The sequence below is a fragment of the Salipiger pallidus genome (genome assembly GCF_014643635.1).
GTDB classification, from domain to species: Bacteria; Pseudomonadota; Alphaproteobacteria; order Rhodobacterales; family Rhodobacteraceae; genus Salipiger; species Salipiger pallidus.
The window spans coordinates 423,676-450,500 of the sequence record NZ_BMJV01000002.1 but is presented as its reverse complement, the minus strand read 5'-3'; the positions used below and the strand labels follow the sequence as shown (position 1 = coordinate 450,500).

The following is a 26,825-nucleotide window of genomic DNA, read 5'->3' as shown; positions in this document are numbered from 1 at the left end:
GTTACAACCCCACAGCCGTCTCAGGTGCGTATTACGCCGCCTTTTCCTCGATCGTGCTGAGGATGGAGGCGATGTTCGAAGCAGGTGCGCCAATCGCACCGGCGATGTTCGAAGCGGGTGCGCCGATGCAGCCGACGATCGATGCGATGAGTTCATCGCGCGACGGCATTTTCGACACGGCCTCGACACCGGCCCGGTCCAGAGCCGTACCACCCATCGCGCCGCCAAGAACCTCAAGCTTCTTGTTGTCTTTGGCGAAGTCCTCGATCACCTTGGCTGCTGCCACGGGATCTTCGGAATAGGTGAGAACGGTCATGCCCTCGAGGTAGGACGAAATGCTTTCGCACTCGGTCCCCTTGAGGGCGATCTTTGCGAGCCTGTTCTTGGCGACACGGACCGAAGTTTCCGCAGCGCTTGCGCGCGCACGGAGGTCCGTCATCTCTGCAACCGTGAGACCCTCGTAGCGGGATACCACCACGACGCCAGAGCTTTGGAAGATCTGGCCGAGTTCCTCGACCAATTTCTCTTTCTGGGCTCTATCCACAGTTCTACTCCAGTTGTGGAGGGTCGACCCCTCCGGCTCGTTCAAGCCAGGCAAGCCTGGCCAAGAAAGGTCCGATTCGGGTCGTCGCATCTCGTCGCCGGAACAGGTCGATGAACACATCGATCCGGAACGTATGTCTCTTCCCGTCTCAGGCAGGAATTACAGGATTGCTCCAACCCACCGTCTCGGACGAAATGCAGGGCCAGCGCGAATCGCGGAAGCCCCAACACAGGTGTCTTTACAGATTGCGGACGGCGCTGCCAAGCACAAACCGGCCAAGATTGATCCGATCCCGCACACCCAGCAAGCCATGCCCTCATGACAAAAGGGGCGGACCCTGCGGCCCGCCCCTTCCGAAAATCAGACTGAGTGAAGGATCACTCGGCCGACGCGGCTGCCACGTCGACGCTCACGCCCGGGCCCATGGTGGAGCTAAGCGAGATCTTCTTCATGTAGGTGCCCTTGGCACCGGTCGGCTTGGCCTTGGCAACCGCGCTGACGAAGGCGCGGATGTTCTCGACCAGCTTGGCCTCGTCGAAGGATGCCTTGCCGACGCCTGCGTGGACCACACCGCCCTTTTCAGCGCGGAACTGGACCTGGCCGCCCTTGGCGTCCTTGACGGCTTGCGCCACGTCCATGGTCACGGTGCCGACCTTGGGGTTCGGCATCAGGTTGCGCGGGCCGAGGATCTTGCCGAGACGGCCGACGATCGGCATCATGTCCGGGGTCGCGATGCAGCGGTCGAACTCGATGGTGCCGCCCTGGACGGTTTCCATCAGGTCCTCTGCGCCGACGATGTCCGCGCCTGCTTCCTTGGCTTCGTCAGCCTTGGCGCCACGGGCGAAGACAGCAACGCGCATGGTCTTGCCAGTGCCATTCGGCAGGCCGATCACGCCACGGACCATCTGGTCCGCGTGACGGGTGTCGACGCCGAGGTTCAGCGAGATCTCGACGGTCTCATCGAACTTGGCGTTCGCGTTGGCTTTCACCAGTGCGACGGCTTCCTCGACCGAGATGTCTTCCTTGCCGGCGAAGGCTTCGCGGGCGGCGCGGGTACGTTTTCCGAGCTTTGCCATCTTACTTCACCTCGATGCCCATGGACTTGGCCGAGCCAAGGATGATCTGCATTGCAGCTTCCACGTCGTTCGCGGAGAGGTCCTTCATCTTGGCCTCTGCGATTTCACGCACCTGCTTGGTGGTGACGGTCGCGACGACTTCGCGGCCCGGGGTGACGGCACCCTTGGGACGGTTGCGCTTGCCCACGGGCTTCAGGCCAGCTGCCTTCTTCAGGTAGTAAGACGCGGGGGGCGTCTTGATGTCCATGGTGAAGGACTTGTCCTGATAGTAGGTGATCACGGTCGGGCACGGCGCGCCGGGCTCCATTTCCTGCGTCTTGGCGTTGAACGCCTTGCAGAATTCCATGATGTTGATGCCGCGCTGACCCAGGGCGGGGCCCACGGGCGGCGACGGGTTGGCCTTGCCTGCAGGAATCTGCAGCTTCATCTTGCCGGCGAGCTTCTTTGCCATCGGCGTATCTCCTGTTCCATCTCCCCTGCGACGCGTCGAAGGGGCGTTTCGGTGGCGTGGTCCGGTCTGCACATCGCGATGCGCGCGCCTTCCACGAACGGGCGAGTCGCAATGCGTCTGCCCGAAGCCCGGCGCTTAGCGCAGCAGTGGGCGAAGATCAAGCGTGAATGCTCGGACAATCGCGGGTTGCTCACCGGGCAGCCCCAGACCAATCACTGGCCAATCACTGGCCACGGCGGCCCATCCGGCATGATCCTGGACAGACCCGCCAGCCGCGCAAGGCGTTCAAGCTCAGCCCGCAGGCGCTGATCGCGCGCCCCTGATGCGCGTACCCACGGCTCCCACCACACCCGCGTCACCGCAAGGCGCCCTGCCTTGCGATCCCCCTTGACCTCGATCCGACCGACGAAACGATCTCCCTCCAGCAGCGGGTATATATAGTAGCCCCACTGCCGCTTGGCCTCGGGAACGAACATCTCGACAGTGTAGTCGAAACCGAAAAGCCGCTTCAGCCTCACACGGTCGCGGATCGCGGGATCGAACGGGTTGAGCAGTCGCAGCCGCGGGGTGGTCGCGGGAACCTGCGACAGCCGCTCTTCTATATCCGGGCAGGCAACACCGGCGGTCCAGCGCCTGTCCGCCCCCTCGATCCGCACCGGGACGGGCTGGCGGCGGCCTGCCCAGGCAGCGACCTCTGACACCTCCGCCGCATCCCAGAACTTGCGCACCTCACCCAGCGTACCAAAGCCCAGCCGGTGCAGCGCCGCATCGCACAGCCCATCGACCTGCGCGTCGTCCGAAAGCGCCTCCACCTCCGGGAACACCCTCTCGGCCAGGTCGTAATGTTTGACGACCCCCTCGCGGTGGCAGGTGGCCAAAACGCCCGCGTACCACAGGTATTCAAGTGCCTTCTTGTGGGGTGGTCGCTGCCACATGGCGCGCGCTTCAACCTCGGTGTCGAAATCGCGGGTGCAGAGCGGGCCTTCGGCGCGGATCCGGGCAAGGATTTCTGCCGTCATCTCTTCGGAGGCGATGCCGACGTACCAAGACCCGCCCACCTTGCGCTTCATCCGGTCGAACTGGCGCTGCCAGAGCGGCAGCATTTCCATGGGCAGGACCGAGGCATCATGGGTGAAGTGTTCGAACACCTGCCGCTGGCGCAGCAGCCTGTCGAGCATTGGCTCGCGGTAGGACTGCGCGCGCGACCACAGGATGTGGTGGTGCGCACGGCTCACCACCTGGATGGTATCAAGCTGCACAAAGCCCAGATCGCGGATGACCCCAAGCGCGTCCGCCCCCGAAGGCGTGCCCGACAGCCCGTGCGCTTGCAGCCAGAGGCGGCGGGCATCGGCGTTGGAAATGCGCAGCGGAGAGGTCATGACCCATGCTTGACCCGCCCTACCCCGGTTGGCAACCGGGCAGGGCGGGAAAGAAAAAACCCGCCGGGCGGAACCTGGCGGGCTTGTCATGATGCGATACCGAGAACCGGTCTATTGCTTGGTCACCTGAGTGAACTCGAGCTCCACCGGCGTTTCGCGGCCAAAGATCGACACCGAGACGCGCAGGCGCTGGGTGTCGTCGTCGACCCCCTCGACCATACCGTCGAAGCCTTCGAAGGGGCCGTCGTTGACCTTGACCTTCTCGCCGATCTCGAAGCGGATCTCGAGACGTGGGGCCTCTTCGGTTTCCTGCACACGGCCAAGAATGGCCTCGACCTCGGCGTCACGCATGGGCATCGGGCGCCCTTGCGGCCCGAGGAAGCCGCTCACGCGGTTGATCGAGTTCACGAGGTGATAGCCCTGATCGGACATCTCCATGTGGACGAGGACGTAACCCGGCATGAAGCGACGCTCGGTGGTCACCTTCTTGCCGCGACGCACCTCGATGACCTCTTCGGTCGGGACGAGCACTTCGTCGATCTGGTCCTCGAGCCCCTGCTCTTCGACAGATTGACGGATCTGTTCCGCGATCTTCTTCTCGAAGTTCGACAGGACGCTGACCGAATACCACCGCTTTGCCATCTGGCCCCTCTTCCAACCTTAGTGCCGGATCAGTCCGACAACGTTCATCCCCAAAAGAAAACTGGCGTGCAACTTGATTCGCTGCACGCCCGCCGGGGTAATCGCTTGCTGACTACCGCCACGTCCCCGCGAATTCAAGGGCCGTGGTCACATTCGCGCGCCCGGCACATGGCCGGGCCTGCGGGGCCGATCAGCCGAAGTAGGTCAGGATGCCCTGAAGCCCGGTGCGGATGGCAATATCGACCAGCGCAAAGAAGGTCGCGGTCAGCGCGGCCATGATGAACACGGTGATCGTGGTCAGGATGACTTCGCGACGCGTCGGCCACGAGATCTTGGAGATCTCGGCGCGTGTCTGGTTGATGAACTGCACGGGGTTCGCCATGTCGGCTCGCTTTCGGTGTTCGACGGGTTTCGCAGGCATATACCCAGACAGCCCCGCAGTGACAAGCCTCAGCTGCCCGGTGTCCGTCTAAGTCACCAGAACGGCCTGCGATCAACAGCCAAACACCTGAGAACTCATAAAAAAGTGATCGCTTTTCACGAAAACACTACGATTCCGGCCGAAGCTGCCCGCAACCTTCGGACGGCTTGCGCGTTCGCGCGCACGAGGGGTTTAAGACGCTGCGATCAAGGGAGAATAGTACAGTTCAAAGCGGCTTTTAGAGAGGAACCATCCCGACCCGGCCGGTGTTGTGTGGTCAGAAGCGCAGAGCAATCGCACTGCCAGAGAAACAGTAATTACGAATGAAGGATCGCGCCATGAAACGCTTTATTACCCTTACCGCCCTTTCGACCGTCATCGCAACCAGCGCTTTCGCAGCAAGCGAAGCAGAAATGACCGCGATCGACCGTTACTACCCGGAAGCGAACTACGAAACGCTTTCCGATGAGCAGGTCGCACAGATGTTCGCAATCGCCAACAGCGGCGAGTCCGACACCGACAAGACCTCGCGCATCGAAGAGATTGCCTCGAGCAACAACCCGAGCACTGCAACCGCAACCGTCTCGGACAGCGAACTGACCGCCTACGTGCCGGAATGGCGCCTGGCAGAGCTGACCGAAGAAGAGCGTGCCGAACTGATCGCTCTGGTGAGCTCCAACGACAACCCGGAAGAGACCCGCGTTCAGGTTCTCGAATCGATGAACTCGGCCACTCCGAACCTCACCCCGGGTGAGATGAAATCGGTCGAGCGTATCGCGCCCGGTGCCGACCTTTCGGTCCTGACCACCGAGCAGGTTCAGCAGATCCGTGCCGCTCTTTACGGTGAGCAAAACGACACCGAGAAGAAGAGCCGCATCGATCAGATCCTGTCGTAAGTTGCTTTGACAGATCTGCCCTGATGGGCAGGAGGGGCCGCGCCGAGCGCGGCCCCTTTTTCATGTACGGCTCACGCTCGCAATGCCACACTGGGGCTGCCGACCGATCCGCCCGCCCATTAGATGCGATGAAGCAGCCAGACAGCCCTCCGATCAGGGAGTCGCGGCAGATGACCTCCTGCGTGCGAGCGGCGGCGGGCCGGGAGGTCACGGTTTCGTCGAACTGGTCATAGATCATGAGAATGATGACGGTGCATGCCGCATCCAGACGTCTTTCGGCGAGAAAGACGCCATTCACCGCCCCGCCCCCGTCAGGCAGCGAACCACGGCCGCAAAACAGCTGACCGATACACTCCAGCGCCACCTCTTCGGCACTGGGGTCGAACATGGACACTCCAAGGGACGCCGGCCGGCCGGTACGGTGTTGCGCCGTATCGGGACTACGGGCAATCAACAGGTGAGCGCCTTCAAGCGCGCCACTTGCGGGCCGCCGCCCTCCCCGGCGGTCGACGCAAACGGTGATCTAGCCCCGCTCCACCACATCGGCCAGGTGAAGCTCAAAGGGATTGAACGGGTGGCCCGGAGCGGAAGTTGCAGCCCCAGACGGTGCTCGAAGGCACCGGCTGTATGCGAAAACGAGAATTGGGACAGCTTGAGCCGCGCTGCCGCCCAAATTAAGCCGCGCTCTCCACGACAGCCGCCAAGGCGATGAGCTCGTCCATATTAAGCAACATACAACGAGGCCGCTGCCCGTAAGGTCAGCGATCCTCACGAATGGCACCCGCCACATGACAGGTGCACATTCATTGATGTGCAAAAGCATGAAATGCGCCCTCGCAAGCGCCGAAGGCAGACTGTTCTGCAGGACGGTCGGTATCCCGGCTACGCCCCCACCCCCTATCACCCGCGAAATGCAAAGGCCCCGACGCTTATGCCTCGAGGCCTTTTGATGGCGAATGTCGTGTTAAAGCGACTCTCGGCGACGGCGATAGCCTTAAATTGTTGATCGGCCGCCCATGCTCTGTCCGGCATTCCCTACCCAAATGCCAAGCCTTTCTGACCTAGGTACAAGCCGATGCCTAACGAGCCGACTTGGTAAGGTGAGACATTTCCTCAGGCAGGCCGGAGTTGCCCTTTCTGCTCGCCGCAGCATCACGCCAAACGCCTGCACAGAAGGGCGGATTGCCGACATTCGCCGCGCAATCCGTTGAGAACTGCGATATACGGAAAGCGGACGAACGAATGTTCGCCCACTTCCTGCAATTCACATCAAGCGAGCGCAGCTTTCACCGTGCCCACCGGCACGCCCGTCGCGGCGCCCGATGCCCTGATATGTTCGGCAGAGCGCTGGATGTAGGCGCGCGCCTCCGGGTAGCCGTAGGGCTGCACCTCGTAGCTCGCATAGCCATAGTTGCGGGCTTCGTAAGCCGCCCAATCCTCGATCTCTCCGGTCGCGATGCGGTCCTCGTAGCTGTCGACCATGGCCATGTAGGCGTCATATTCCTCGGGCGTCAGATCCGGGTGCGCGGCGCGCCAGACGGGATCATTGATCTCGATGCATTGGCGGGGGCTGGCTGCGCGGGGGCGGTCCTCGCAGGAGGCCGCCATTTCGAGCGACAGGTTCAACGCGGGGTTGGCCCCGTGAAGGATCGGCAGGATGGCTGTAAAGTCCACGATGCCCTCGCCGCAGGCGCGGCCCTGGAAGTCAAGGCCACCAGGCGCGCGGGCGACATAAGCGTCCTTGATGTGGGTCTGGCGAATGTGGGGCGCGAGGCGCCGGGCCGCCCAGACCGGATGCTCTCCGCGTTGCAGCCCATTGGCCGTGTCGAAGACCGCGCCGGTGACGTCCTCACCCACAGCCTCGATCAGGCGCAGGATCTCGAAAGAGGTAATCTCGTCATGGGTTTCCATGTTCATATGCGAGCCATGCGCACGCAGCACCGGGGCGAGGCGGTGCATGATCTTTTCCATCGCCGTCAGCTGGTCGGCCCAGTCGATGTCGCTCCGGAAGCGATCGTTGGCAAGGCGGCCGGGGAACTGGCCCTTGAAGTTGCCCGGCGAGATCCAGAGTTCATGCAGGCCGATCCCGGCAACCAGCTCCACCATCCGGGTGAGGCCGGCGAGGATGTCGCCGTTTCCGGCGGCGCGCAGCTCGGGGGCCTCGGCGCTGCAATAGGGATTGATCTTGCCAAGGCCCGCTTCGAGGTAGAGGCCCATACCGTCGGCCTTGGCCTTCAGCTCACGCAGGAAGCCGGCGTCCAGCGTCGGGGACATGTCGAGAACGGTGGGAAAGAAGATCCCGTCGAGGCCCATCTCCCGCACGTGGTCGAGGCTGGCCATCGGGCCGCGCTTCAGGGCTTCGGGCAGTTTCTGCCAGTCGATACCGAGTTTCATGGATGGGTCCTTTCCGGGGGATCAGCTGCCGCGGCCCTTGGGGGCGAAGCGTTTTTCAAGGTAATGCTGGCCGATCTGCGCCACCGTGGTGATGCCGAGGTACCAGATGGAGGCCACGAACAGCAGTTCGATGACCAGGAAGTTGGCGGCGTAGATCTGCTGCGACATGGTCAGCAGGTCGCGCATGCCGATGACCGAGACGATGGCCGAAGCCTTGAGCATGCCGATCGCCTGGTTGCCGGTGGGCGGGATCACGAGGCGGACGGCCTGCGGCAGGATGATGGTGCGCATGATCATCATCGGCTTCAGCCCCAGCGCCTGCGCCGCCTCGCGCTGGCCCTTGCCGACGGCGTTGAGCCCGGCGCGGACGATCTCGGACATGTTGGCGGCCTCGTGCAGCCCAAGGGCGAGGAAGCCCGCCACCGCCGGGGTCACCAGCATGTTGATGTCCCAAAGGCCAATGCGAGGCACGAAGAGCGCGATATTGAACCACAGGAAGATCTGCACGATCAGCGGCACGCCCCGGAACCACCACACGAAGCCCGCCGCGATGGCCCGCAGCACGAGGTTCTCAGAGATGGCCATGGCGGCGACCACGCAGCCCACGACGATGCCGAAGACCATCGCGCCAATGGTGAGTTGCAACGTCAGCACCACGCCGTTCAGGACGCGCGGATCGACGAGATAGGCGGGGATCTCGCCCCACTGGATGCTCTGGCTCTGGGCGACGACCCAGGCCATTGCGAGGATGAGCAGAAGCGCGGCGCCGCCCGTTGCGATCTGCCCCCACCGGATCTTCAGCCGTGCGGGCGGGGCGCGGAAGTCAGCGTCGATGGAGGCCATGATCGATTACTCCACGGTGACGGGCATGGAGGCGGCGTCGTTAACCTTGACGGTCTCGACGGCGAGCGGGCCGAGGCCCCATTTCTCCATGATTTGTGCATAGCCGCCGTCGTCGACCATCTGCTGAAGCGCGGCGACCACGGTGTCGCGCAGCTCGGGGTTGTCCTTGTGGACCAGCATCCCGAGATAGCCCACAGCAAGCCGGATTTCCGGCAGTGCCTGAAGGCCGACGCCTTTGCCCACCTGGTTCTCGGTGGTGTAGACGCTGGTGGCATAACCGTTCACCGTCGCATCGGCGCGGCCGGTGCGCACAGATTGCAACACGTCCGGCATCTTGGGCAGGGACATGATCTGCATCGGCTCTTCGCAGCTTTCAGCGAAGGCGGTCACAAGGCGGTTCTGGAAGGTGCCCACGGGCACCGCGACGCGCTTGCCGCAGAGGTCATCCATCGACGACACGTCGAGCGGGTTGCCCTGCGCCACCATGATCGTGGTCGCATCATACATGTAGTCGATGACATCGACCTGCTTTTCCAGCTCCACGTCGTCGTTGATGCCCGAAATAGTCATATCGAAGCGGTTGGAGAGGATGGCGGGGACAATACCTGCACCAGCGCCGAGATCAGTCATCTGAACCTCGACCCCGAGGATCACGCCAAGCGCGCGGGCGATGTCGGCGTCGATGCCGATGAGCTTGCCTGCGTCGTCGTAGAAGCTGATTGGCGGCGTCAGGTCGGTGGCGACGCGCAGCACCCCTGTTTCCCGGATCGCCTCAGGCAGCGCTGCGGCGAGGTCTGCATTGGCTTCGACGCCCGGCAGGGCCGTGATCTCGTCCGAGGGATGCATGATCTCGGTCATCCCTTGGGCGAGCAGCGCAACGGGAGAGGTTACCAGGATGGCAGCAAGGGCCGGGCCGATGGTCTTGCGGAGGAGAATAGTCATATGGAAGGTCCCTGTTGGAGGAGGCGCCTGTTCCGACGCTACAGGGAGAAGGATTTACTCACGGCAAAACTTGCGCAACTTCTTTCGAAACTTATGGCGCGAGAAATCGGATAGATTGGCGCAGTGCGCCTGCGGACCCGGCGAAATGCGAGTCTCGTAATCATCTTGTCGCAAAAGCGGGCAGAGTGCGAACGGTGCCGACGATTCGGCACCGGCTTCGATGGAGAAGATCAGGTTTTGCCTGTCATGCGCTCGAGAATAGCGAGGAACTCGTCCTTTTCGCCGTCCACCCCCTCGTAGACGATGTTGTCAGCCATATCCTCGAGATGCACGGCCATTGCTTCGCGCGCGGCATCATAATCTTCGGATTTGAGGTGCTCGAGGATGACTGCGTGATGCGAAGTGCCGCAATTGCATTCGGTTTTGCGCTCATAGAGCGACTGAACCAGCGAGAGCCGGGTCAGAACATTCTCGAGCATGGTCAGAAGCACGTCGTTGCCCGCGTATTCCGCCAGCATATGGTGGAAATCCCCTGCAATCCGCTTTTTTTCCATGCTGTCGTGGCCGGAATGGACTTTGGTCTCGTTCTCCACGTGGCGCGCGAGGACGTCGAAGTCCTTCGCCTTGAGGCGGCCCGGGATGGTGTCCATCACGGCCATTTCCAGCACGCGGCGGGTCGCCAGGAGGTTCTGCGCCTCTTCCTTGGAGGGGGTCGCGACGAAAGAGCCGTGGTTGCGGCGCCGCTCCGCCAGCTTCTGCTGCGCCAGCATGGTCAGGGCACCGCGAACCACCGTGCGCGATGCTTTGAAGTGCGTGGCGAGCACGTCCTCCTTCAGCTTGTCGCCGGGCTTCAGCGAACCTTCGAAAATCGCCGCACGCAGAGTTGCGCAAATCACTTCGGAGATGTCGTCGGATAGAATCATGGTGTCTTTCATCGCAAACGCTCCTCGGTTCGACGCCTTGGCAGGGGCAGATCTATCGCTCCAGAGGGCGGAGTTACAGGGAATCCGTTCGCACAGCGCCTGAATTGGCCGCAGGGCAAGTGTATCTGCACATTAATTCTACGCAATGCTTGCGATTAGACTTACGCAAAAACTTACGCATTGATTTGCGCACAACCTCGCCGCAAGGGTCGATTCATGACATGACGCAACCAGCGGAGCACGAGATGATGTCCGACACCGGATTGCACATACGCAACGTAGACCACAGCTACGGGGACAAACAGGTCCTCCACGACGTCAGTTTCGACGTGCCCGACGGCAAGGTCGTAGCACTGCTGGGCCCCTCGGGTTGCGGCAAGTCGACCATCCTGCGCGCCATCGCCGGGCTTATCACACCCGATCGCGGCACCATCAGCCTTGCCGGATGCGACCTGACCCGGGTGCAGGTGCGCAATCGCAAGCTGGGCATGGTGTTCCAGAACTTCGCGCTGTTTTCCCACATGACCGTGGCCGAGAACATCGCATACGGCCTTGCCCACCTTCCAAAGACCGAGCGCAAGGCTCGGGTCGAGCGACTGCTCGAGCTGGTGCGGCTGATGCCCTTCGCAGACCGCTTTCCGCCGAGCCTCTCGGGCGGGCAGCAGCAGCGCGTTGCTGTGGCCCGGGCGCTGGCCACCGATCCCGCGGCGCTGCTCATGGACGAACCCTTTGGTGCGCTTGACCGTGCGCTGCGCGCCGAGTTGCAGGCCGAGCTGGTGCGGATGCAAGATGACGTGGGCATCACCACGGTCATGGTCACCCACGACCAAGAAGAGGCGCAGGCGGTCGCAGGCCAGCTTGTCGTGATGAACGACGGCCGGGTCGAACAGGTCGGAACGCCCGAAGAGATCTACGACCGCCCTGCCAGTCTCTTCGTCAACGGCTTTATCGGCCACGCCAACCAGGTGGCGGCCACCGTGACCGGGCCGGGAGGCCTGCGCACCGCCGACGGCACCGAGATCGCCATGAACCGCGCGGTGAACTTCATTCCCGGCGCGCCGGTGACCGTCACCTCGCGGCCCGAGCACCTCACGCTGTCCACCAGAATACATCCCGGCGCGATGCAGGCGCGGTTCGACCGGGCGGTGGTGATGGGCCAGTTCCTCACCATCGACGCCACGCTTGCCGATGGCACCGCCGTCAAGGCGCAGGTCCTGCGCGACGACGGCCCCCGTCCCGAGAAGGGAGAGGCCGTCTGGCTGAGCCCCGACACGTCCCGACTTCACGTTTTCCCCGCAAACACCAACGGAGCCTGATCCCATGACCAATATGTCCCGCCGCGCCTTTACCCTGACCGGCCTTTCGGCACTGGCCACCCCGGCACTGATCCGTCCCGCCCGCGCGCAAGGCGGCAGCCTCGTCGCCGCGACCTTCCCCGGCAGCTGGGAAGATGCCTATCGCACCGTTCTGACACCGATGGTGCAGGAGGCAGGCTATGAGCTGACCATCGCGCCGTCGATGGCGCAGGACCAGATCGCCCGCCTGATGGCCAGCCCCGGCCAGCCGCCCTATGACGCGCTTCTTGTGTCGCCCGGCCAGTCCGACATCCTGGTCAAGGAAGGTCTGATCGAAGAGATCGACCCGACCCGCCTCAAGAACTGGGACAAGCTGACGCCCGCCGCACAGGACGCCTGGGGCCCGCACGTGACCATCGAGGTCAACGGCATCGCCTACAACCCCGAGGTCGTGGACAAGCCGTCGGGCTACCGCGCGCTGTTCGAGGACGAGCAGTACGATTACAACCTCGCGCTCATCGGCTTTGGCTCGAACACCGCGACCATGGCCTACACCGAGATCAACAAGGCCTACGGCGGCACCTACGAGAACATGCAGCCGGTGTTCGACCTGCTGGAATCCTACCTGCCGAAGATCGGCGCCATCGCGACCTCGGGCTCCAACCAGATGACCATGTACCAGCAGGGCGAGATTGCCGTGTTCATGGCCTCCACCGGCAACGTGGCGCGCCTGCGCGAGCTGGGCATGCCTTGCGAGTTCGCCCACCCCGAGACCGGCTCCCCCTCGGTTCCGGTGGCCATCCACATGGTGAAGGGCGCATCAAACCCCGATGCGGTTTACGCCTACATGGACGCGGCCATCGACGCCGCGGCGCAGGTCCAGCTGGCCGAGCCACCCACCGCGATGATCCCGACCAACACCGAGGTGCCGTATTCCGAGGTCATCTCGCAGTTCGTCACCCCCGAGCAGGTTGCCAACGCCGTCTACCCCGACTGGCAGGCGATCAACGAACACCGCTCGGAATGGACCGAAACCTTCGACCGTCTCGTCGTTCGCTAAGCCTCGGGAGGCCGTGATGATCCGCAAAGACACCCTTCTGTCGTGGCCCATGATCGCGTTCATGGTGCTGTTCTTCATCTCGCCGCTGCTGCTGCTGGCCGGCATCAGCCTGCGGGGCGAAGATGGAAGCTGGGGCCTCGGGAATTTCGCGGCCTTCCTGTCCGACCCCTTCGCGCTCGGCGTACTCACGGGCACGCTGGGGCTGGGGGCGAAGGTCACCGCCTTCGCCAGCCTCGCGGCGCTGCCGCTGGTGATGCTCTATTGGCACTCGGGCAAGCGCATGCGCAGCGTCATCCTCATCTGCACGCTGCTGCCGATGCTGACCGCCAACGTGGTACGCACTTTTGCTTGGGTCGTGCTGCTGGGCCGCAACGGGCCGATCAGCCAGACCATCTTCGGTCTTGGCCTGTCGGACCGGCCGTTCTCGCTGCTGTTCTCGGAAACCGGGCTGATCATCGCACTGGTGCAGATCGAGCTGCCGTTGCTGCTGCTGCCGGTCTTCGCCGTGCTCAACCGCGCGGATCGCAAGACGCTGGAAGCGGCCGAGGTGCTCGGCGCCGGCCGCTGGCGGGCGTGGTTCAGCGCGATTTTCCCGCAGATCATCCCGGCCGTGCTGGCAGGCTGGGTACTGGTCTTTGCCTCGGCCACCACCTCCTACGTCACGCAAAGCGTCATCGGCGGTGCGCGTCTGATCTACCTGCCTCAATACGTCTATCGCGAGGTCGGGGTGCTGTTCCAATGGCCCATGGCCGCGGCGATCTCGATCCTTCTCCTGGCGTCCACCGGCGTCATCATGCTGTGCCTCACCATGCTGGCCCGTCACGAAAGGCTCCAAGGTCATGCTTGATACGCGCGCCAAGTTCTCCACCGCCCTCTACTGGGTCTTCGTCTGGGGCTGCGGCCTGCTGGTGCTGGCCTTCATGATCGGGCCGATCCTCCTGGCACTGGTGATGTCGTTCAACTCCGGCTCCACCCTGCGCTTCCCGCCCGAAGGCTTCTCCCTGCGCTGGTACGAAATGCTGTTCGATCCCATCGCCTCGGGGCCGATCCACACGGCGGCAAAGAACTCGATCGAGGTGGCGCTGTCGACGGTGGCGCTGGTGACGCTGATCACCGCCCCCGCCGCCTGGGCCCTGGCCCGCGCCCCCAAGCGGTTCTCGGGCTCGGTCGAGCCGATCCTGCTGGCCCCGCTGGTGCTGCCCAGCCTCGTCTACGCCTTGGCCGCGCTGCTGGCGCTGAGCCTTCTGGGCCTCGGGCCGTCCTTCATCGCGGTGCTCATTGGCCATGCGGCGGTCTTTGCCCCGCTGATGTTCCGCACGGTGCTGGGCCTTGCTCAACGCCAGAACCCGGCGCTGGAGGAAGCCTCGGAAACCCTTGGCGCCAGCCGGATCCGGACCTTTCTGCGGATCTCGCTGCCGGGGATTCTGCCGGGCATCTTCGCAGGGGCCTTCCTCGTGTTCATGCAGTCGCTCGACAACGTGTCGGTGACGCTGTTTCTCGGCGATCCGGGGCGGACCATGCTGCCCCTGCGCCTCTTCGCCATGCTCGAGGAAAGCCTAGATGGCCGGGTTGCCGCCGTGTCTGGCGTGCTGATCCTCGCCGCCGCCATTCTACTGGTCGTCCTGCAGCGCTTCGGCGCCCGGGATGCCCGCTGATCCAATGACTACAGAAAAGGACCCTGCCATGAACGTCCATACCTCCGGCGCGCGCCTGTCCATCGAAAGCCTGCTGGGTAATTTCACGCCCGACTTCGACTTCACCCCCGCCATGCCGATCCCGCCGTCGGAATACGCCGAGCGGATGCGCAAGCTGAAGCGCGAAGGCGTCTCGGCGGGCCTCGATGCCGTGGTCGTGCATTGCGACAGCGTGGGCTGGTTCCACGCGGCCCACGCCTACCTGCGGTATCTCTGCGACTGGATGCGCGAAGGCGTGCTGATCGTGCCCATGGACGAGGACAAGGCCCCCACGCTGCTGTCGTTCTTCACTCAGTCGGTGATCCTGCCGCCGGGCGGCGAGCCGGTGGGCGTGGATCGCATCCTGCAGATCGGAGCCGTGGGCCGCGAGTACGCCGACATCCCCGGTGACAGCAATGCCAAGACCATGCAGGCGCTGGTGGGGATCCTCGGCGAACTGAAGGCCGGCAATATCGGCTTCATCGGGGACAAGCGCTCGGCCGCGTTCCGCGCCGGGCTGGTGGCAGAGATGCCCAAGGCAACGATCAGTGACCAGCACGGCATCCTCGACCGGATGCAGCGCAACCGCACGCCGAACGAGATCGCCCAGTTCCGCACGGCGGCACAGCTGATCTCGATCGCCACGCAGGCGGCCTATCATGTCGCCCGCCCCGGCGTGACCGACTACGAGATCTACGCCGCCTTCACCATGGCGCAGATGGCGCGCGGCGGTGAGACCGGTGATGGCTACCAGATCGGCGCGAACCAGTGGGGCACCCATTGCGGCAAGCCCTACGGCCACACCATGCGCAAGGGCGACATCGGCAATCTCTACGTCTCGAACGTCACCTACCAAGGCTACACCGCCCAGACCGCCCGCATGTTCGCCTTCGGCGCGCTGACCGACCGGCAGGAGCTTGTGCTCGACGCCTGCACGCGCGGCGTCAAGGCCGCCGAGAAGCTGATCAAGCCGGGCACCCTCATTCGCGATCTCAACAACGCCGCCTTCGAGTCCTACATTGAAGCGGGCATGCTGACCGACGCCGAGGCCCGAACCATGCCCTACAACTGGTCCACCGCCGAGGATGGCGGCCCGCGCGAGATCCCGCACCAGTATATTCCGGACGCCGAGTACGAGGCGCAGGGCCGCAAGCTGATGCACGTCTACCCGGCAACCTTCGGGCCGCATAACCCCAACCTCGGCCATTCCGTCGGCATGGCGGGGGGGCAGAACGCCTTCAACATCTCCTCCCACAACTACGACAAGCTCGAGGAAGGCATGGTCTTCGTTCTGCACACCCAGTGGCTGGAACCCCAGTCGGCGGGCTGCAACATCGGAGACATGTACGTGGTTACTGCAGACGGGTTCGAGAACCTGTCGCGCCACACCCCGCTCGAGACTTTCCGGGTGGAGGCATGAAAGACATGACGATGACAAGCCACGCCTTTGATTTCGCCGATCTGACGCCGAAGGAGCGCTACAAGCTGCTCATCGGCACGGTGATCCCGAGGCCGATCGCGCTGATCACCACCGTGGCCGAGGACGGCACGCCCAACGCCGGCTCATTCAGTTTCTTCAACATCCTTACCCATGATCCGGCGATCATGGCGGTCGGGATCGAGCACAAGCCCGATGGCACTCCCAAGGACACGGCCGCGAACATCCTCGCCACCGGGGAGTTCACCGTTCATATCTCGGACCACGCGCTGGTGGATCAGATGGAGATCTGCTCGATCAAGTTCCCGGAGGACGTGGACGAGCTGACGCTTGCGGGGCTCGAAACCGTCCCGGGCGAAGTCGTGCGCTGCCCGCGCATCACCGCCGCCCCCGCTGCGTTCGAATGCCACCTGACGCAGACCGTTCCTGTCAGCCCCGCGCGCACGATCGTACTGGGCGAGGTCAAGCGGATGTTCGTCCGCGAGACTCTCGTCGACGTCGAAAACCACTATGTGGACCAGATCGGCATCGACGCGGTGGGCCGCCTCGGAGGACACCTCTACGCCCGCCAGCTCGACCAGTTCGAAAGGGTGACGCCGACGGCAGAGGCCTTCATGGCGGATCTGGAGGCAAAGGGCTAAGCACGGCCGCCAAATGGGAGCGCGGCACGCAATACGTGCCGCGCCTGCTTGACCCATTCGCCCCGAGGAGCGATCCCCGATTAGGGTGGCCGAGTTTGCGACCGTCCGCTAACGATCGAGAATGGACATGTGCCGAGGCAAGCAAAAAGGTCGGCTTTGGGCCTAGTCAACCAGTGACACCGGCGCTTTGGGGAGCCGCGGCGGCTTCAACCGGGGCCAGGTCTATTAGGCGCAAGGCTTGGTCAAGCTCCCCACTATCGAGGGCATGCCACGTTCGCCTCGGGCTGCGGGAGACTGAAGAGTGCGATGAAGTCTCGGCAAACAGCTGCCTCACCGAGGACTTCCAGGCCAACCGCCTCCGGCGTCACACCCCCGTAGAAGACAGCCGCAAGGGGCGGCGCGGCTTGCGCTTTGAAACGGAGGTCAGCCCGCCCTGCCGCCCCGCGTTCCACTGGCATGGCGCCGTCATCCAATCGTGCGGTAAACTGTGCCGTCCCGATTTCAAAGACTATGACCAGGGACATGCCGCGTGCGGCTGACGTATCCAGCATGGTGCGCAATGACAGCATGAAGGAGACAGGGGAGAGTGGCAGCGTCGGGTCGTGCAATGGCGATGCGGCGGCCCAGCGGCCGATCGCCTGCAGGATCGGCTCGACCGCGTAACCCCATTTCGTCAGGCCATAGAGCTGCGCCGGAGTTGGCTCGGGAGCGGTTGAGCGAACGACAACGCCATTGGCCTCGAGGCCAGCAAGGCGTTCTGTCAGCACCTTGGCGCTGACCCCTGGAAGGTCTGCGCGGATGTCACTGAAGCGGCGCGGCCCGAACATAAGCTCCCGCACGATCAGCATCGCCCAGCGCTCGCCAAGAAGCTCAAGCCCGAAGGCCGTGCCGCAGGCATCTGCATACCACCGTCCGTGGGGGAAATTTGCCGACTTAGTTACTTTTTGTTTCTTCATAGTTGCTTTTTGTAACTTAATGCCGCTACGCTGTCCATAATGACGATACGACAAAGGAGGAATGGCAATGCCGCAAATGATTTTTGTGAACCTTCCGGTCGCGGACCTGAGGCGATCTGTCGAATTCTACGAAGCCATCGGCTTTTCCCGGGACCCGCAGTTCAGCAACGATCAGGCGGCCAGCATGGTCCTGTCGGACACTATTTGCGTCATGCTGCTGACCCATGAGTTCTGGGCAACCTTCACGGATCGTCGCCGCGTCGATCCGGCGAAGGAGGCACAGGTGTTGCTTTGCATCAGCCGTGAACACAGGGCAGCCGTTGATGCCATCACCGATGCGGCGGTTTCTGCCGGGGGCACGGCCGACCCATGCCCGGCGCAGGACCACGGCTTCATGTATGGACGCAGTTTTGCGGATCCCGATGGCCATATCTGGGAGCCCATGTGGATGAGTGCCGAGGCCGCCGAGAATGGTCCGGCGGAGGTGTCCAATGCCGGTTGATCCCGAAGCCGCCATCACCATCACCGCCTACGACTGGGTGCCCGACTTTGCCCAGGGACAGGTCCGCGATCTGCGGGTGCGCTGGGCGCTCGAGGAAACAGGCCAGAACTACGCCGTTCGCTATCTCTCACAAGGGCAACAGAAGGAAGCCGCGCACCGCGCGCTGCAGCCCTTCGGCCAGGTGCCGACCTACGAGGAAGGTGATCTTGCGCTGTTCGAAAGCGGGGCAATCGTCTGGCATATCGCAGAGCGGTTCCCCGGTCTGCGGCCGACAGAGCCCGCGGGCCAGAGCTTGTCGCTGGAATGGCTGTTTGCCGCGCTGAACACTTTGGAGCCGCCGATCATGGATCGGGCACAGATGACGATTTTCGAAGTGGCAGAGCCCTGGGCCAGACCGCGCCTGCCGCGCATTGACGAGCGGATCAACGAACGCCTGCAGGAGGCGTCCGATCGCCTCGGCACCGCGGAGTGGTTCGGTGCCAGTTTCTGTGCCGGCGATCTGATGATGGTCAGCGTTCTGCGGATCATCGAGGGCGAGGGCCTCGTCGAAGCCTTCCCAAATCTTGCCGACTATGTCGCGCGGGCCACCGGACGGCCGGCCTTCCAACAGGCCCTGTCCGATCAGATTGCCGGCTTCACGGGCAATCCGCCGCCCGGTTTCGATGAATGGATGGCGGAGCTTAAAAGGAAACAAGGAGAACTCGCATGACCTACGTTGCCGGATTTCTGACCCCAGTGCCGAACGAGAACAAGCAGGCCTACATCGAAAGTGCCCGCAAGGCTTGGCCGCTCTTCAAGGAATATGGGGCCCTGCAAATCATGGAGACCTGGGGCGATCAAGTTCCCGCGGGCGAGCACACCGATTTCAGGCGGGCCGTCGCGCTGGAAGACGGCGAGACGGTCTGTTTCTCGTGGATGATCTGGCCTGACAAGGAAAGCCACGACAGGTGCGGCGCCAGCATGGCAACCGATCCGCGCTGGCAGGAGATGGACATGCCCTTCGATGGCAAGCGCATGATGTGGGGCAGCTTCACGCCGATCTTCGAAGACAAGGCCTGACGCCATGAACCAGACGGCACCAGAGCAGCTGACGATCTGGACCTTCGACTGGGTGCCGGAGGGGCCGCGGGGCTATGTGCGTGACTTGCGGCTTCGCTGGGCCTGCGAAGAGGCCGGGCTGAGCTATCGGATTGGCTCCGTGCCCTTCGAGGATCGCGGTGCAGAGCATCTTGCCATGCAGCCCTTCGGGCAGGTGCCCTACCTGACGGACGGGGATGTCAGCCTGTTCGAAAGCGGCGCCTGCCTGCTGCACCTCTCAGAGAAAAGCGAGCTGCTCATGCCGCGGGAAAGAGCGCTGCGGGCCGAAACCTTGTCTTGGATCCTCTCGGCCCTGAACTCGGTCGAGATGGTCAGCGTGCCCTGGTGGTTCGTCGGGCTGTCGTGCCCGACGGAGAACCCCTTGGAGGGCTGGCTGCGGGCCCGTCTCGCTGTGCTGGAAGACCTCCTGACAGCGCGCGACTGGCTGGTGAATGGTCGCTTTACCACGGCGGATCTGATGCTGGCCGACGTGTTGCGTCCGCCCTGGATACGGGGGATCGGTCATTATCCCGCAACCGATGTCTACATCGATCGGATTTGCGCGCGGCCAGCCTTTGCCAAGGCACATGCGGACCAGATCGCGCATTTTTCCAGGGCCGACAAGACCCGCGAGGCATGAACCGTGGCTTGCCGTTTCCGGGCAAAGACCACAACGCAAGGGAAGAACAAATGATGCCCCTGCCGTCGCCTTCACGGTCCTGCATGGGAGCCCTGCAGGCCTCTGCCCTTGTCGGAGCGATGGCCGCACCCGCGCTGGCGCAGGACACCGAAGGCCGGGCCATGTCCGGGGATCTAGGGATCCATGATCAGGTTCACGGCGATCTCGGCTCCGGCATGGTGCCATTTCTCGTGCTCTATGGGGGCATGGGCAGCATCGAAGGGGATTTCGGTGCTCACTTGCCGTCCCTCGCCGCAAGGCGCCCCGTGATCGGTGTGGAACAGCGGACGGGTGGACGTGACACGCTGGTCACCCTGGCGGCAATGCGCGCAGACACCCTTTCCGTGCTGGACGCGCTCGACGTCGGGCGGGCTCACGCGGTGGGCTTTTCCATGGGCGGCATGCTGGCGCTCGACCTGGCACTGTCCGCGTCCGAGCGGTTGGCCACGCTCACCGTGATATCGGTCAGCCAGAACCTCGACGGGATGCATCCGGCCATTGCGAAGATGAACCGGAATCCGACGACTGCGCCCTCAGCGGACGCGCTGAAGCTGCTGCCAAGCGAAGAGGATCTCGCGCGCATGCAGGCAGGTTTCTCGGACAACCCGGATGGCCCGGAGCAGTTCGGCCGCACCTTTGCGCAACTGCAGGCCTTCATCGTCAGCGACTGGGGCTGGAGCGATCAGGAGCTTGCCGCGCTCGCTGTGCCCACCCTGCTTGCCCTTGGCGACAGTGACTTCACCCCGGTCGAGCATGGCGCGCATATTGCGGCGATAACCGAGGCACAGCTGGCGGTTCTGCCGGACGCCACACACCTCTCGATCACATGCCGCTCGGACTGTCTGTTGCCCCTTATCTTCCTCCGGATCACCACGGCAGGAACCGGCGATGGTGCTTTCGACCGGAAAGGGGACAGGCCATGACAGGGCGCAAGGCCGTCGTATTCCTCTGGTTCGATACCGAGGCCGAAGCTGCTGCCGAGTTCTATACGGCAACCTTTCCGGACAGCCATGTGGACCGGATCGTGCGATTGCGGGGCGAGACGCCGAGCGGGCCCCCGGGCAGCATTCAGGTGGTTGAGATGGCACTGCTGGGCTTGCCCTATGCGTTGCTCAATGCCGTTCCGCATGTGCGGCCCAACGATGCCTACTCGCTTCAGGTCTATACCGAGGATCAGGCCGAGACGGACAGGCTTTGGAATGCGATCGTTGGAAATGGCGGCGACGAGATCATGTGTGGTTGGTGCAAGGATCGCTGGGGCTTTCGCTGGCAGATCACACCCAGGGTCCTGATGGAGGCGCTGTCGCATCCGGACGCCGTAGCCTCGGCCCGGGCGCAGTCAGCCATGATGAAAATGCGCCGGATCGAGATCGCTGCGATCGAGACGGCCTTGCGTAGCGAACCGCAAACATGACCGCTTGCTTGACGGAGATCATCAGGAGCGCGGGTTGCGGGAACGCCCCGAAGAATGCATTCGTGCAGGACATCGCGATTGCCTTGGAAACCGGTGTCGCTTCGGCCGAAACCTTCGATCCAGAGGTCACGTGGATCCGGTCTTCGGCAGAGACGGTCGAGGGTCAGGCCGCGGTCCTTCGGGCGTTGTCGTCGATCCTTCTACCGACGAAGATCATGGTCGAGCACGCAATCTCCCACGGCAAGGTCGGCATGGCCAGCGGGGAAAGAACCCTGGCAGATGGCCAAAAGCGTTCTTTCTGCCATGTATTCGAGTTCACGAATAGCAAGGCCGGAAGCGTGGTGTCGATCAAGACCTACCTGTGAAGTTGGCCATGCCTGCTGCCAATGGCTCAGGACGAACCCTGCGACCGGTCCTGCCCCAAACATGAACACGGTTTCAGCAGAGGATGTGGCGATAGTTGAACGGCTGTTGTGCGGAGCCACCGGCCTTTCGTCGCGCCTGGCGCGACGGTCGGCTGGGGGCCCAGAGCGCCGAGTTGCCGCACCAAGGTGGTCGCGCGGCACGCCGCAGTGCCGCATGGCCGGTTCGAGCCCACTTTGACCGATGCTGCGTCATGAGTCATTGGCGCGTTGCGCCGTTGGACGATGGTGTCCGAGCCCTGATCGCACGTGGGAGGTTTCTGACAGCTCTGGATATGATTCAGCCACTCTAAACCGTCGAGCAGTGTTTTGCGGAGTACGCAGTCTTGCCGGAAAATCGCGGTCTCGGTTGACTCGAAGTGTTGCTGGTGGCTAAACTTCAGACGTGCAACGACGCACCTGACATTATCAAGCATCGCAGCTGAGCATTTGTTCTGTTGCGATTTTTTTGTCGAATCACCGCCCGGATGCTCAGCCTGTGAGAATAAACAGGGAGACTATCCGAAATGAAAAAACACCTCACAACCAGTATGATTGCCGTTGCCGCAGCACTGTCGGCGCAGGCGGCATTGGCGGAAATCAAGATCGGTGCGATCTTCGATCTGACCGGCGGCCTGAACATCTACGGCATCCAGCAGGACAACGCGCTCGACCTTGCCGTCGAGAGCATCAACGCGGGTGGCGGCGTGCTGGGCGAACAGGTTGAGGTGGTCAGCTACGACTCCCAGTCCGAACTGAGCAAGTATACCCAATACGCCAATACATCCGTGCTGCGTGACGGGATCTCGGCCATGTTCGCCGGGCTGACCAGCTCATCCCGAGAAGCGATACGTCCGATCTTCCGTCGTGCGAATATTCCCTATTTCTACTCGTCGCTTTACGAAGGTGGCGCCTGCGACCGGCAGACCTTCGTGACGGGTTCGTCGGCATCGCAGCAGCTTCAGCCGCTGGTCGAATGGGCCGTCGAAGAGTATGGTCCGCGCGTCTACATCATGGCTCCGGACTACAATTTCGGCACGATCTCGGCTCACTGGATCAATGAATACGCTGAAGCGAACGGCGGCGAAGTGGTCGGCGAGGATTTCCTTGCCCTGACGGTCACCGACTACGCCCCCACGATCCAGAAGATCCAGCAATCCCGGCCCGATTTCGTGGTCGCGCTTCCCGTTGGTGCAAATCAGACCGGCTTTCTGGAGCAATTCGCGGCCGCAGGTCTGAAGGACAGCATCGGTGTGGTCTCCTCGAATTACGGATCGGGCAACCAGCAGGTCGTGGTTTCCCCGGAAGCAGGTGAAGGGCTGATCGCCAGCCAAGGCTACTTCATGCAGGTCGACAACCCGGCCAATGCCGAATTTGTCGAGATGTGGACCGCGAAATACGGCAATGACACTCCCATCGTTTCCGGCGCGGTTGATGTCTGGAACGCCGTTCATGTCTGGGCGGCCGCCGTCGAGGAAGCCGGTTCGGCTGACCCGGAAGCCGTGATCACGGCGCTGGAAAGCGGCATCACGTTCGACGCTCCGAACGGCACTGTGACGATGGAGCCGGGTTCGCACCATCTGCGCCAGAACATCTACATCGCGCGCGGTGACGACCGCCACGGTTTCGAGATCGTGGAAACGTTCGAAGACGTTGCGCCGACCTACGAGAACGAGATGTGCGATCTGCTCGCCAGTCCCAACCTCGCAGAGCATTTCACACCTGAAAGCAATTAAGCCAAAGGGCGCCCCGCGCCTGACAGCGGGGGCGCACATCCTTCAAGGGAGGAAGCCATGGAACTCGATTTCCTGGCGACAGTGCTGCTGTCGTCCTTGTCCAGCGCGTCGATCCTGCTGATCGCGACCATCGGCCTCGCGGTCGTCTTCGGCCTCATGGGGGTCATCAATCTTGCCCATGGCGAATTTCTGATGATCGGGGCCTACACAGCCCTGACCGTCACCCAGGCTGGGGTGCCCTACATCCTTTCGATTCCGATTGCGGTGGCTGTTACCATGGTCATCGGGGCCATCGTCGAGCTTCTGATCATCAACCGGCTCTATGGCCGATTGTTCGACACCATGCTGGCGACATGGGGTCTGAGCATCGTGTTCTACCAGCTCGCGGTTCTGATTTTCGGGACGGTGACTCCGGGCATCGGTATGCCGCAGTTCAGCATTGCCGTCGGTGAATACAGTCTTGCCGGGTATCCGCTTCTGATGATCGGTGTGGCCGCTGCAATGCTGATCTTCGTCTATCTTCTGATGACGAAATCCGTCTACGGCATGAAGGCGCGCGCGTCGATACAGGTGCCGCACATGGCACAGGCCATCGGCATCGAATCTTCCCGCACGAACATGCTGACTTTCTCGGTCGGCTGCGGTCTGGCGGGGTTTGCAGGCGCGGTTCTTCTCCCGATCGTGCCTGCAACACCCTCCATGGGATTTGCCTTCGTCATCAAGGCGTTCCTCACGGTCGTCGTGGCCGGTCCCGTCACCCTGACTGGCAGCGCAATCACCGCGCTCGGTCTAGGGGGAGGCGCATCCGTGACCGCAAGTTTCATGACCTCCGTCGTCGGCGACGTCTTCTTCTTCGTCATCACCGCACTGCTGCTCTGGCTCTACCCGATGGGTATCTCGGCCAAGTGGCGTCGCAAACTGTAAGGCCCGCCATGTCTATTTCTGAAAACCTCTACAAACACGCGGGTCTCGTCTTTCCGGCTGGCGCGGTGGTGCTTGCTCTCGTCTTTGCCGGACAGATCGACCCCTATCTGGCCTTTGTCGCGACGTCCTGGGTGATCTTCGGTCTCTTGGGGCTAAGCCTTGATGTGGTCTGGGGGCGTGGCGGATTGCTGAGCCTCGGCCAGACCGCGTTTTATGGCCTGGGTGGCTATTTCGGCAGTGTCGTCGCCATCAACCTCGCACCCGCAACCGGAAACAGCCTGATCTGGGCGCTACCGGCAGGCGCAGCTTTCGGGGCACTGGCGGCTGCGGCTCTCGGCTATGTCATCTTCTTCGCACGTATGGGGCCGCTGCAAAGCACCATCCTCTCCTATACATTCACTCTTTTGCTCTGGTCCGTGACCCAGACGTTCAAGCTCGATGTCGGCGAGGCCTCCATCGGTGGCGATAACGGTATGTCAAATATTCCGGGCATCGTCCTAGGCTTTGGCGAAGACGCAGAGCCGCTCGGGCCCAACGCGGCTTTCGCGGCGGCGATCGTCATCGCCGCACTTCTCTACTTCTTCACCCGCTGGCTGATGCGCGGCACTTTTGGCCGGATCGTGGATTGCATCCGGATCGACGCCGAAAAGACTGAACTGCTAGGCTATGACGTCAGGAAATACCAGCTTCTGAACTTTGCCTATTCCGGCGCCCTAGCCGGTCTTGCAGGCGCGCTGTTCGGTCTGTGGGCCAACTACCTCAACCCGTCGATCTTCTCGGTGCAGGAGGCTCTGCTGGTTCCGATCTACGTCCTCGTCGGGGGGCTCGGCACGCTCTCGGGCGCATTCCTTGGTGCGCTGGCTATCGGCGCGTTGTCCTTCTTTCTCGGCGGCGGAGCGGTTGGGGGCCAGACAACCCTGATCCTGGGGGGCGTCCTCATCCTGCTCGTTCTCTTCCTGCAAAATGGGATCCTCGGCGGATTGGGAAACCTGTGGCGCAAGTCGCTTTCTGATCCCAATGAGGCTGCCCGGAATGCAGGTGCGGTCAAGATCGACAGCACGGTTCTGGGTGAAATTCTGCAAGATGCCGCCAAGGATGCGGGACCGGCGAAAAACATGGGCACTGACGAAGCTTTCAAGCAATTCGGCGGAGTGATCCCGGTCAACAAGGTCACGCAAACGTTCACACCTGGCAAGCCCTACTCGCTGATCGGGCCCAACGGCGCGGGCAAAAGCTCGTTCCTGAAAACCTGCGTTGGCATGTACAAGCCCGAGGGCGGAACGGTCACGCTCGGCCATGACGACATCACCCATGCACCGATCTTTGATCGTGTGCGCAAAGGGATGGGGGTCAAGAACCAGAAACCACAGGTCTTCGGAGAGCTGACGGTTGCGGACAACCTCTGGACAGCCGCCTTCGCCCGGACGCACGACACAGACAAGGCCGAGGAAGTCGCGGCCAAAATCCTCTCCATGCTCGGTCTCGAAGGGCAATCGGGAGTCCAGGCATCAGCCCTGTCGCATGGACAGCAGCAATGGCTGGATATCGGTATGGTACTTTGCCTCGCCCCCCGCGTCGTCCTTTTGGATGAACCTGCCGCCGGCATGACCAACGAGGAAACCCGCGAGCTGTCATCGCTCGTCCGGACGCTCGCAAAACACACAACGGTCGTCGTGGTCGAACACGACATGGAATTCGTCCGGACGCTGGAGGGCCATGTGACGGTGCTTCATCAGGGTGAAGTCTTCGCCGAAGGCGATATCGAAACGCTTCGCGCCGATGACCGGGTTCTCGACATCTACCTAGGGAGGAGCGAGCATGTTTAAGGTTGTGAATGCCACAGGAGGCTACGGCAAGACCACCATCATCCGCAACGTCTCACTTGAGGTGAAAAGCGGCGAGGTCGTCGCCCTTCTCGGTCGCAATGGCGTTGGAAAATCCACGCTCATGCGCTTCGCGACAAACCTCATTCCTCCCATGGAAGGTCATGTCGAAATCGACGGCAACCCCGCGCCAAATTCGCCGGCGAAGCGGGCGAAATCGGGGCTCGGCTATGTGCCCCAGGGCCGCTTTGTCTTCCCCCGGATGACGGTGATCGAGAATATCGCCGTCGCTGCCGCAACCAACGGACACGATCCGAAGAAGGCGGTAGAAGAGGCGCTCGCCGACTTCCCCATGCTGCGCCCCAAGGCACACGATCTGGCCGGAGGACTATCGGGCGGCCAGCAGCAGGTTCTGGCCCTTGCCCGGGCGCTGGCGATCATGCCGCGTATCCTGTTGCTCGATGAACCTACCGAAGGTGTCCAGCCCTCGATCATCGACGAGATGGCCGGCATCCTGAAGCGGATCAACCGGGACAGGGGCATCGCGATCCTCGTCGCCGAACAGAACCTCGATTTCTGTCTGTCCATCGCCGAGCGCGCCTATGTCATGGAGAAGGGAGAAATCCGGATGGAAACAGACCGGGACGCTCTGCTGGCGGACAAGGAACTTCAGCAAGAGCTGCTGGGGGTCTGAC

The 26,825-nt window shown here is 62.7% G+C and carries 29 protein-coding genes; 18 read left to right on the top strand and 11 right to left on the bottom strand.

Annotated elements, in window-relative coordinates; all coding sequences use genetic code 11:
• Nucleotides 1-31: 31 nt before the first annotated feature.
• From rplJ to secE, 6 genes are all read right to left on the bottom strand, one after another.
• Nucleotides 32-544: a 50S ribosomal protein L10 gene (gene rplJ, locus IEX41_RS07930; protein ID WP_188789679.1), complete on the bottom strand. Its 513-nt coding sequence runs from the start codon at nt 542-544 to the stop codon at nt 32-34.
• A 377-nt stretch (nt 545-921) separates the two neighbouring features.
• On the bottom strand, nt 922-1,620 hold the full coding sequence (gene rplA, locus IEX41_RS07925) for a 50S ribosomal protein L1 (RefSeq protein WP_188789678.1): 699 nt from the start codon (nt 1,618-1,620) through the stop codon (nt 922-924).
• A 1-nt stretch (nt 1,621) separates the two neighbouring features.
• A complete protein-coding gene (gene rplK, locus IEX41_RS07920; RefSeq protein ID WP_188789677.1) occupies nt 1,622-2,071 on the bottom strand; it encodes a 50S ribosomal protein L11 in 450 nt (149 codons plus the stop codon).
• 212 nt (nt 2,072-2,283) lie between these two features.
• Nucleotides 2,284-3,450, bottom strand: coding sequence for a winged helix-turn-helix domain-containing protein (locus IEX41_RS07915; RefSeq protein ID WP_188789676.1), 1,167 nt, complete (start codon nt 3,448-3,450; stop codon nt 2,284-2,286).
• A gap of 111 nt (nt 3,451-3,561) precedes the next feature.
• On the bottom strand, nt 3,562-4,092 hold the full coding sequence (gene nusG / locus IEX41_RS07910) for a transcription termination/antitermination protein NusG (RefSeq protein WP_188789675.1): 531 nt from the start codon (nt 4,090-4,092) through the stop codon (nt 3,562-3,564).
• A gap of 190 nt (nt 4,093-4,282) precedes the next feature.
• Complete coding sequence (gene secE, locus IEX41_RS07905; RefSeq protein ID WP_188789674.1) at nt 4,283-4,474, bottom strand: preprotein translocase subunit SecE; 192 nt, start codon at nt 4,472-4,474, stop codon at nt 4,283-4,285.
• Nucleotides 4,475-4,851: 377 nt separating this feature from the next.
• On the opposite strand from secE, the gene IEX41_RS07900 reads away from it, so the two are divergent.
• Nucleotides 4,852-5,409: a hypothetical protein gene (locus tag IEX41_RS07900; protein WP_188789673.1), complete on the top strand. Its 558-nt coding sequence runs from the start codon at nt 4,852-4,854 to the stop codon at nt 5,407-5,409.
• A gap of 1,269 nt (nt 5,410-6,678) precedes the next feature.
• On the opposite strand, the gene IEX41_RS07895 is transcribed toward IEX41_RS07900, so the two are convergent.
• The 4 genes from IEX41_RS07895 to IEX41_RS07880 all read right to left on the bottom strand — a co-directional run bounded on the left by IEX41_RS07895 (nt 6,679) and on the right by IEX41_RS07880 (nt 10,523).
• Nucleotides 6,679-7,803, bottom strand: a complete 1,125-nt coding sequence (locus IEX41_RS07895) for a sugar phosphate isomerase/epimerase family protein (protein ID WP_188789672.1) — start codon at nt 7,801-7,803, stop codon at nt 6,679-6,681.
• A 21-nt stretch (nt 7,804-7,824) separates the two neighbouring features.
• On the bottom strand, nt 7,825-8,646 hold the full coding sequence (locus tag IEX41_RS07890) for an amino acid ABC transporter permease (protein WP_188789671.1): 822 nt from the start codon (nt 8,644-8,646) through the stop codon (nt 7,825-7,827).
• Nucleotides 8,647-8,652: 6 nt separating this feature from the next.
• Nucleotides 8,653-9,588 carry an ABC transporter substrate-binding protein gene (locus IEX41_RS07885; protein ID WP_188789670.1) on the bottom strand — a complete coding sequence of 312 codons (936 nt, stop codon included), beginning with the start codon at nt 9,586-9,588 and terminating at the stop codon, nt 8,653-8,655.
• A 230-nt stretch (nt 9,589-9,818) separates the two neighbouring features.
• On the bottom strand, nt 9,819-10,523 hold the full coding sequence (locus IEX41_RS07880) for a GntR family transcriptional regulator (protein WP_188789669.1): 705 nt from the start codon (nt 10,521-10,523) through the stop codon (nt 9,819-9,821).
• A 209-nt stretch (nt 10,524-10,732) separates the two neighbouring features.
• On the opposite strand from IEX41_RS07880, the gene IEX41_RS07875 reads away from it, so the two are divergent.
• From IEX41_RS07875 to IEX41_RS07850, 6 genes are read left to right on the top strand one after another with little or no spacing between them, the layout of a single operon-like run.
• Nucleotides 10,733-11,827 carry an ABC transporter ATP-binding protein gene (locus IEX41_RS07875; protein ID WP_188789668.1) on the top strand — a complete coding sequence of 365 codons (1,095 nt, stop codon included), beginning with the start codon at nt 10,733-10,735 and terminating at the stop codon, nt 11,825-11,827.
• Nucleotides 11,828-11,831: 4 nt separating this feature from the next.
• Nucleotides 11,832-12,866: an ABC transporter substrate-binding protein gene (locus IEX41_RS07870; RefSeq protein WP_188789667.1), complete on the top strand. Its 1,035-nt coding sequence runs from the start codon at nt 11,832-11,834 to the stop codon at nt 12,864-12,866.
• Between the two features lie 16 nt (nt 12,867-12,882).
• Nucleotides 12,883-13,713 carry an ABC transporter permease gene (locus tag IEX41_RS07865; protein ID WP_188789666.1) on the top strand — a complete coding sequence of 277 codons (831 nt, stop codon included), beginning with the start codon at nt 12,883-12,885 and terminating at the stop codon, nt 13,711-13,713.
• The gene (locus IEX41_RS07860; RefSeq protein ID WP_188789665.1) at nt 13,706-14,521 is read left to right on the top strand and encodes an ABC transporter permease; all 816 of its coding nucleotides are present in this window, start codon (nt 13,706-13,708) and stop codon (nt 14,519-14,521) included. The genes IEX41_RS07865 and IEX41_RS07860 overlap by 8 nt, the downstream gene beginning before the upstream one ends.
• A gap of 28 nt (nt 14,522-14,549) precedes the next feature.
• A complete protein-coding gene (locus IEX41_RS07855; RefSeq protein WP_188789664.1) occupies nt 14,550-15,959 on the top strand; it encodes a M24 family metallopeptidase in 1,410 nt (469 codons plus the stop codon).
• A complete protein-coding gene (locus IEX41_RS07850) occupies nt 15,956-16,618 on the top strand; it encodes a flavin reductase family protein (protein WP_229673025.1) in 663 nt (220 codons plus the stop codon). The genes IEX41_RS07855 and IEX41_RS07850 overlap by 4 nt, the downstream gene beginning before the upstream one ends.
• A 254-nt stretch (nt 16,619-16,872) precedes the next feature.
• Here IEX41_RS07850 and IEX41_RS07845 read toward each other — a convergent pair whose 3' ends face one another.
• The gene (locus IEX41_RS07845) at nt 16,873-17,574 is read right to left on the bottom strand and encodes a winged helix-turn-helix transcriptional regulator (RefSeq protein ID WP_188789663.1); all 702 of its coding nucleotides are present in this window, start codon (nt 17,572-17,574) and stop codon (nt 16,873-16,875) included.
• A gap of 67 nt (nt 17,575-17,641) precedes the next feature.
• On the opposite strand from IEX41_RS07845, the gene IEX41_RS07840 reads away from it, so the two are divergent.
• The 11 genes from IEX41_RS07840 (at nt 17,642) to IEX41_RS07790 (ending at nt 26,824) form a co-directional block, all read left to right on the top strand.
• The gene (locus tag IEX41_RS07840) at nt 17,642-18,076 is read left to right on the top strand and encodes a VOC family protein (RefSeq protein ID WP_188789662.1); all 435 of its coding nucleotides are present in this window, start codon (nt 17,642-17,644) and stop codon (nt 18,074-18,076) included.
• Nucleotides 18,066-18,785, top strand: coding sequence for a glutathione S-transferase family protein (locus IEX41_RS07835; protein WP_188789661.1), 720 nt, complete (start codon nt 18,066-18,068; stop codon nt 18,783-18,785). Before IEX41_RS07840 ends, IEX41_RS07835 begins: the two co-directional genes overlap by 11 nt.
• Nucleotides 18,782-19,135, top strand: coding sequence for a DUF1428 domain-containing protein (locus IEX41_RS07830; protein ID WP_188789660.1), 354 nt, complete (start codon nt 18,782-18,784; stop codon nt 19,133-19,135). The genes IEX41_RS07835 and IEX41_RS07830 overlap by 4 nt, the downstream gene beginning before the upstream one ends.
• Before the next feature lie 4 nt (nt 19,136-19,139).
• Nucleotides 19,140-19,793, top strand: a complete 654-nt coding sequence (locus tag IEX41_RS07825; RefSeq protein ID WP_188789659.1) for a glutathione S-transferase family protein — start codon at nt 19,140-19,142, stop codon at nt 19,791-19,793.
• 83 nt (nt 19,794-19,876) lie between these two features.
• Nucleotides 19,877-20,755 carry an alpha/beta fold hydrolase gene (locus IEX41_RS07820; protein ID WP_188789658.1) on the top strand — a complete coding sequence of 293 codons (879 nt, stop codon included), beginning with the start codon at nt 19,877-19,879 and terminating at the stop codon, nt 20,753-20,755.
• Nucleotides 20,752-21,246 (top strand): VOC family protein, encoded by a 495-nt coding sequence (locus tag IEX41_RS07815; RefSeq protein WP_188789657.1) that lies wholly within the window; start codon nt 20,752-20,754, stop codon nt 21,244-21,246. Before IEX41_RS07820 ends, IEX41_RS07815 begins: the two co-directional genes overlap by 4 nt.
• Before the next feature lie 62 nt (nt 21,247-21,308).
• Complete coding sequence (locus IEX41_RS07810) at nt 21,309-21,611, top strand: hypothetical protein (RefSeq protein ID WP_229673023.1); 303 nt, start codon at nt 21,309-21,311, stop codon at nt 21,609-21,611.
• A 563-nt stretch (nt 21,612-22,174) separates the two neighbouring features.
• Nucleotides 22,175-23,383 carry an urea ABC transporter substrate-binding protein gene (locus tag IEX41_RS07805; RefSeq protein WP_188789655.1) on the top strand — a complete coding sequence of 403 codons (1,209 nt, stop codon included), beginning with the start codon at nt 22,175-22,177 and terminating at the stop codon, nt 23,381-23,383.
• Between the two features lie 57 nt (nt 23,384-23,440).
• Nucleotides 23,441-24,307, top strand: coding sequence for an ABC transporter permease subunit (locus IEX41_RS07800; protein ID WP_188789654.1), 867 nt, complete (start codon nt 23,441-23,443; stop codon nt 24,305-24,307).
• An 8-nt stretch (nt 24,308-24,315) separates the two neighbouring features.
• The gene (locus IEX41_RS07795; RefSeq protein ID WP_188789653.1) at nt 24,316-26,133 is read left to right on the top strand and encodes an ABC transporter permease subunit; all 1,818 of its coding nucleotides are present in this window, start codon (nt 24,316-24,318) and stop codon (nt 26,131-26,133) included.
• Nucleotides 26,126-26,824, top strand: coding sequence for an ABC transporter ATP-binding protein (locus tag IEX41_RS07790; RefSeq protein WP_188789652.1), 699 nt, complete (start codon nt 26,126-26,128; stop codon nt 26,822-26,824). Before IEX41_RS07795 ends, IEX41_RS07790 begins: the two co-directional genes overlap by 8 nt.
• Nucleotide 26,825: the final 1 nt, after the last annotated feature.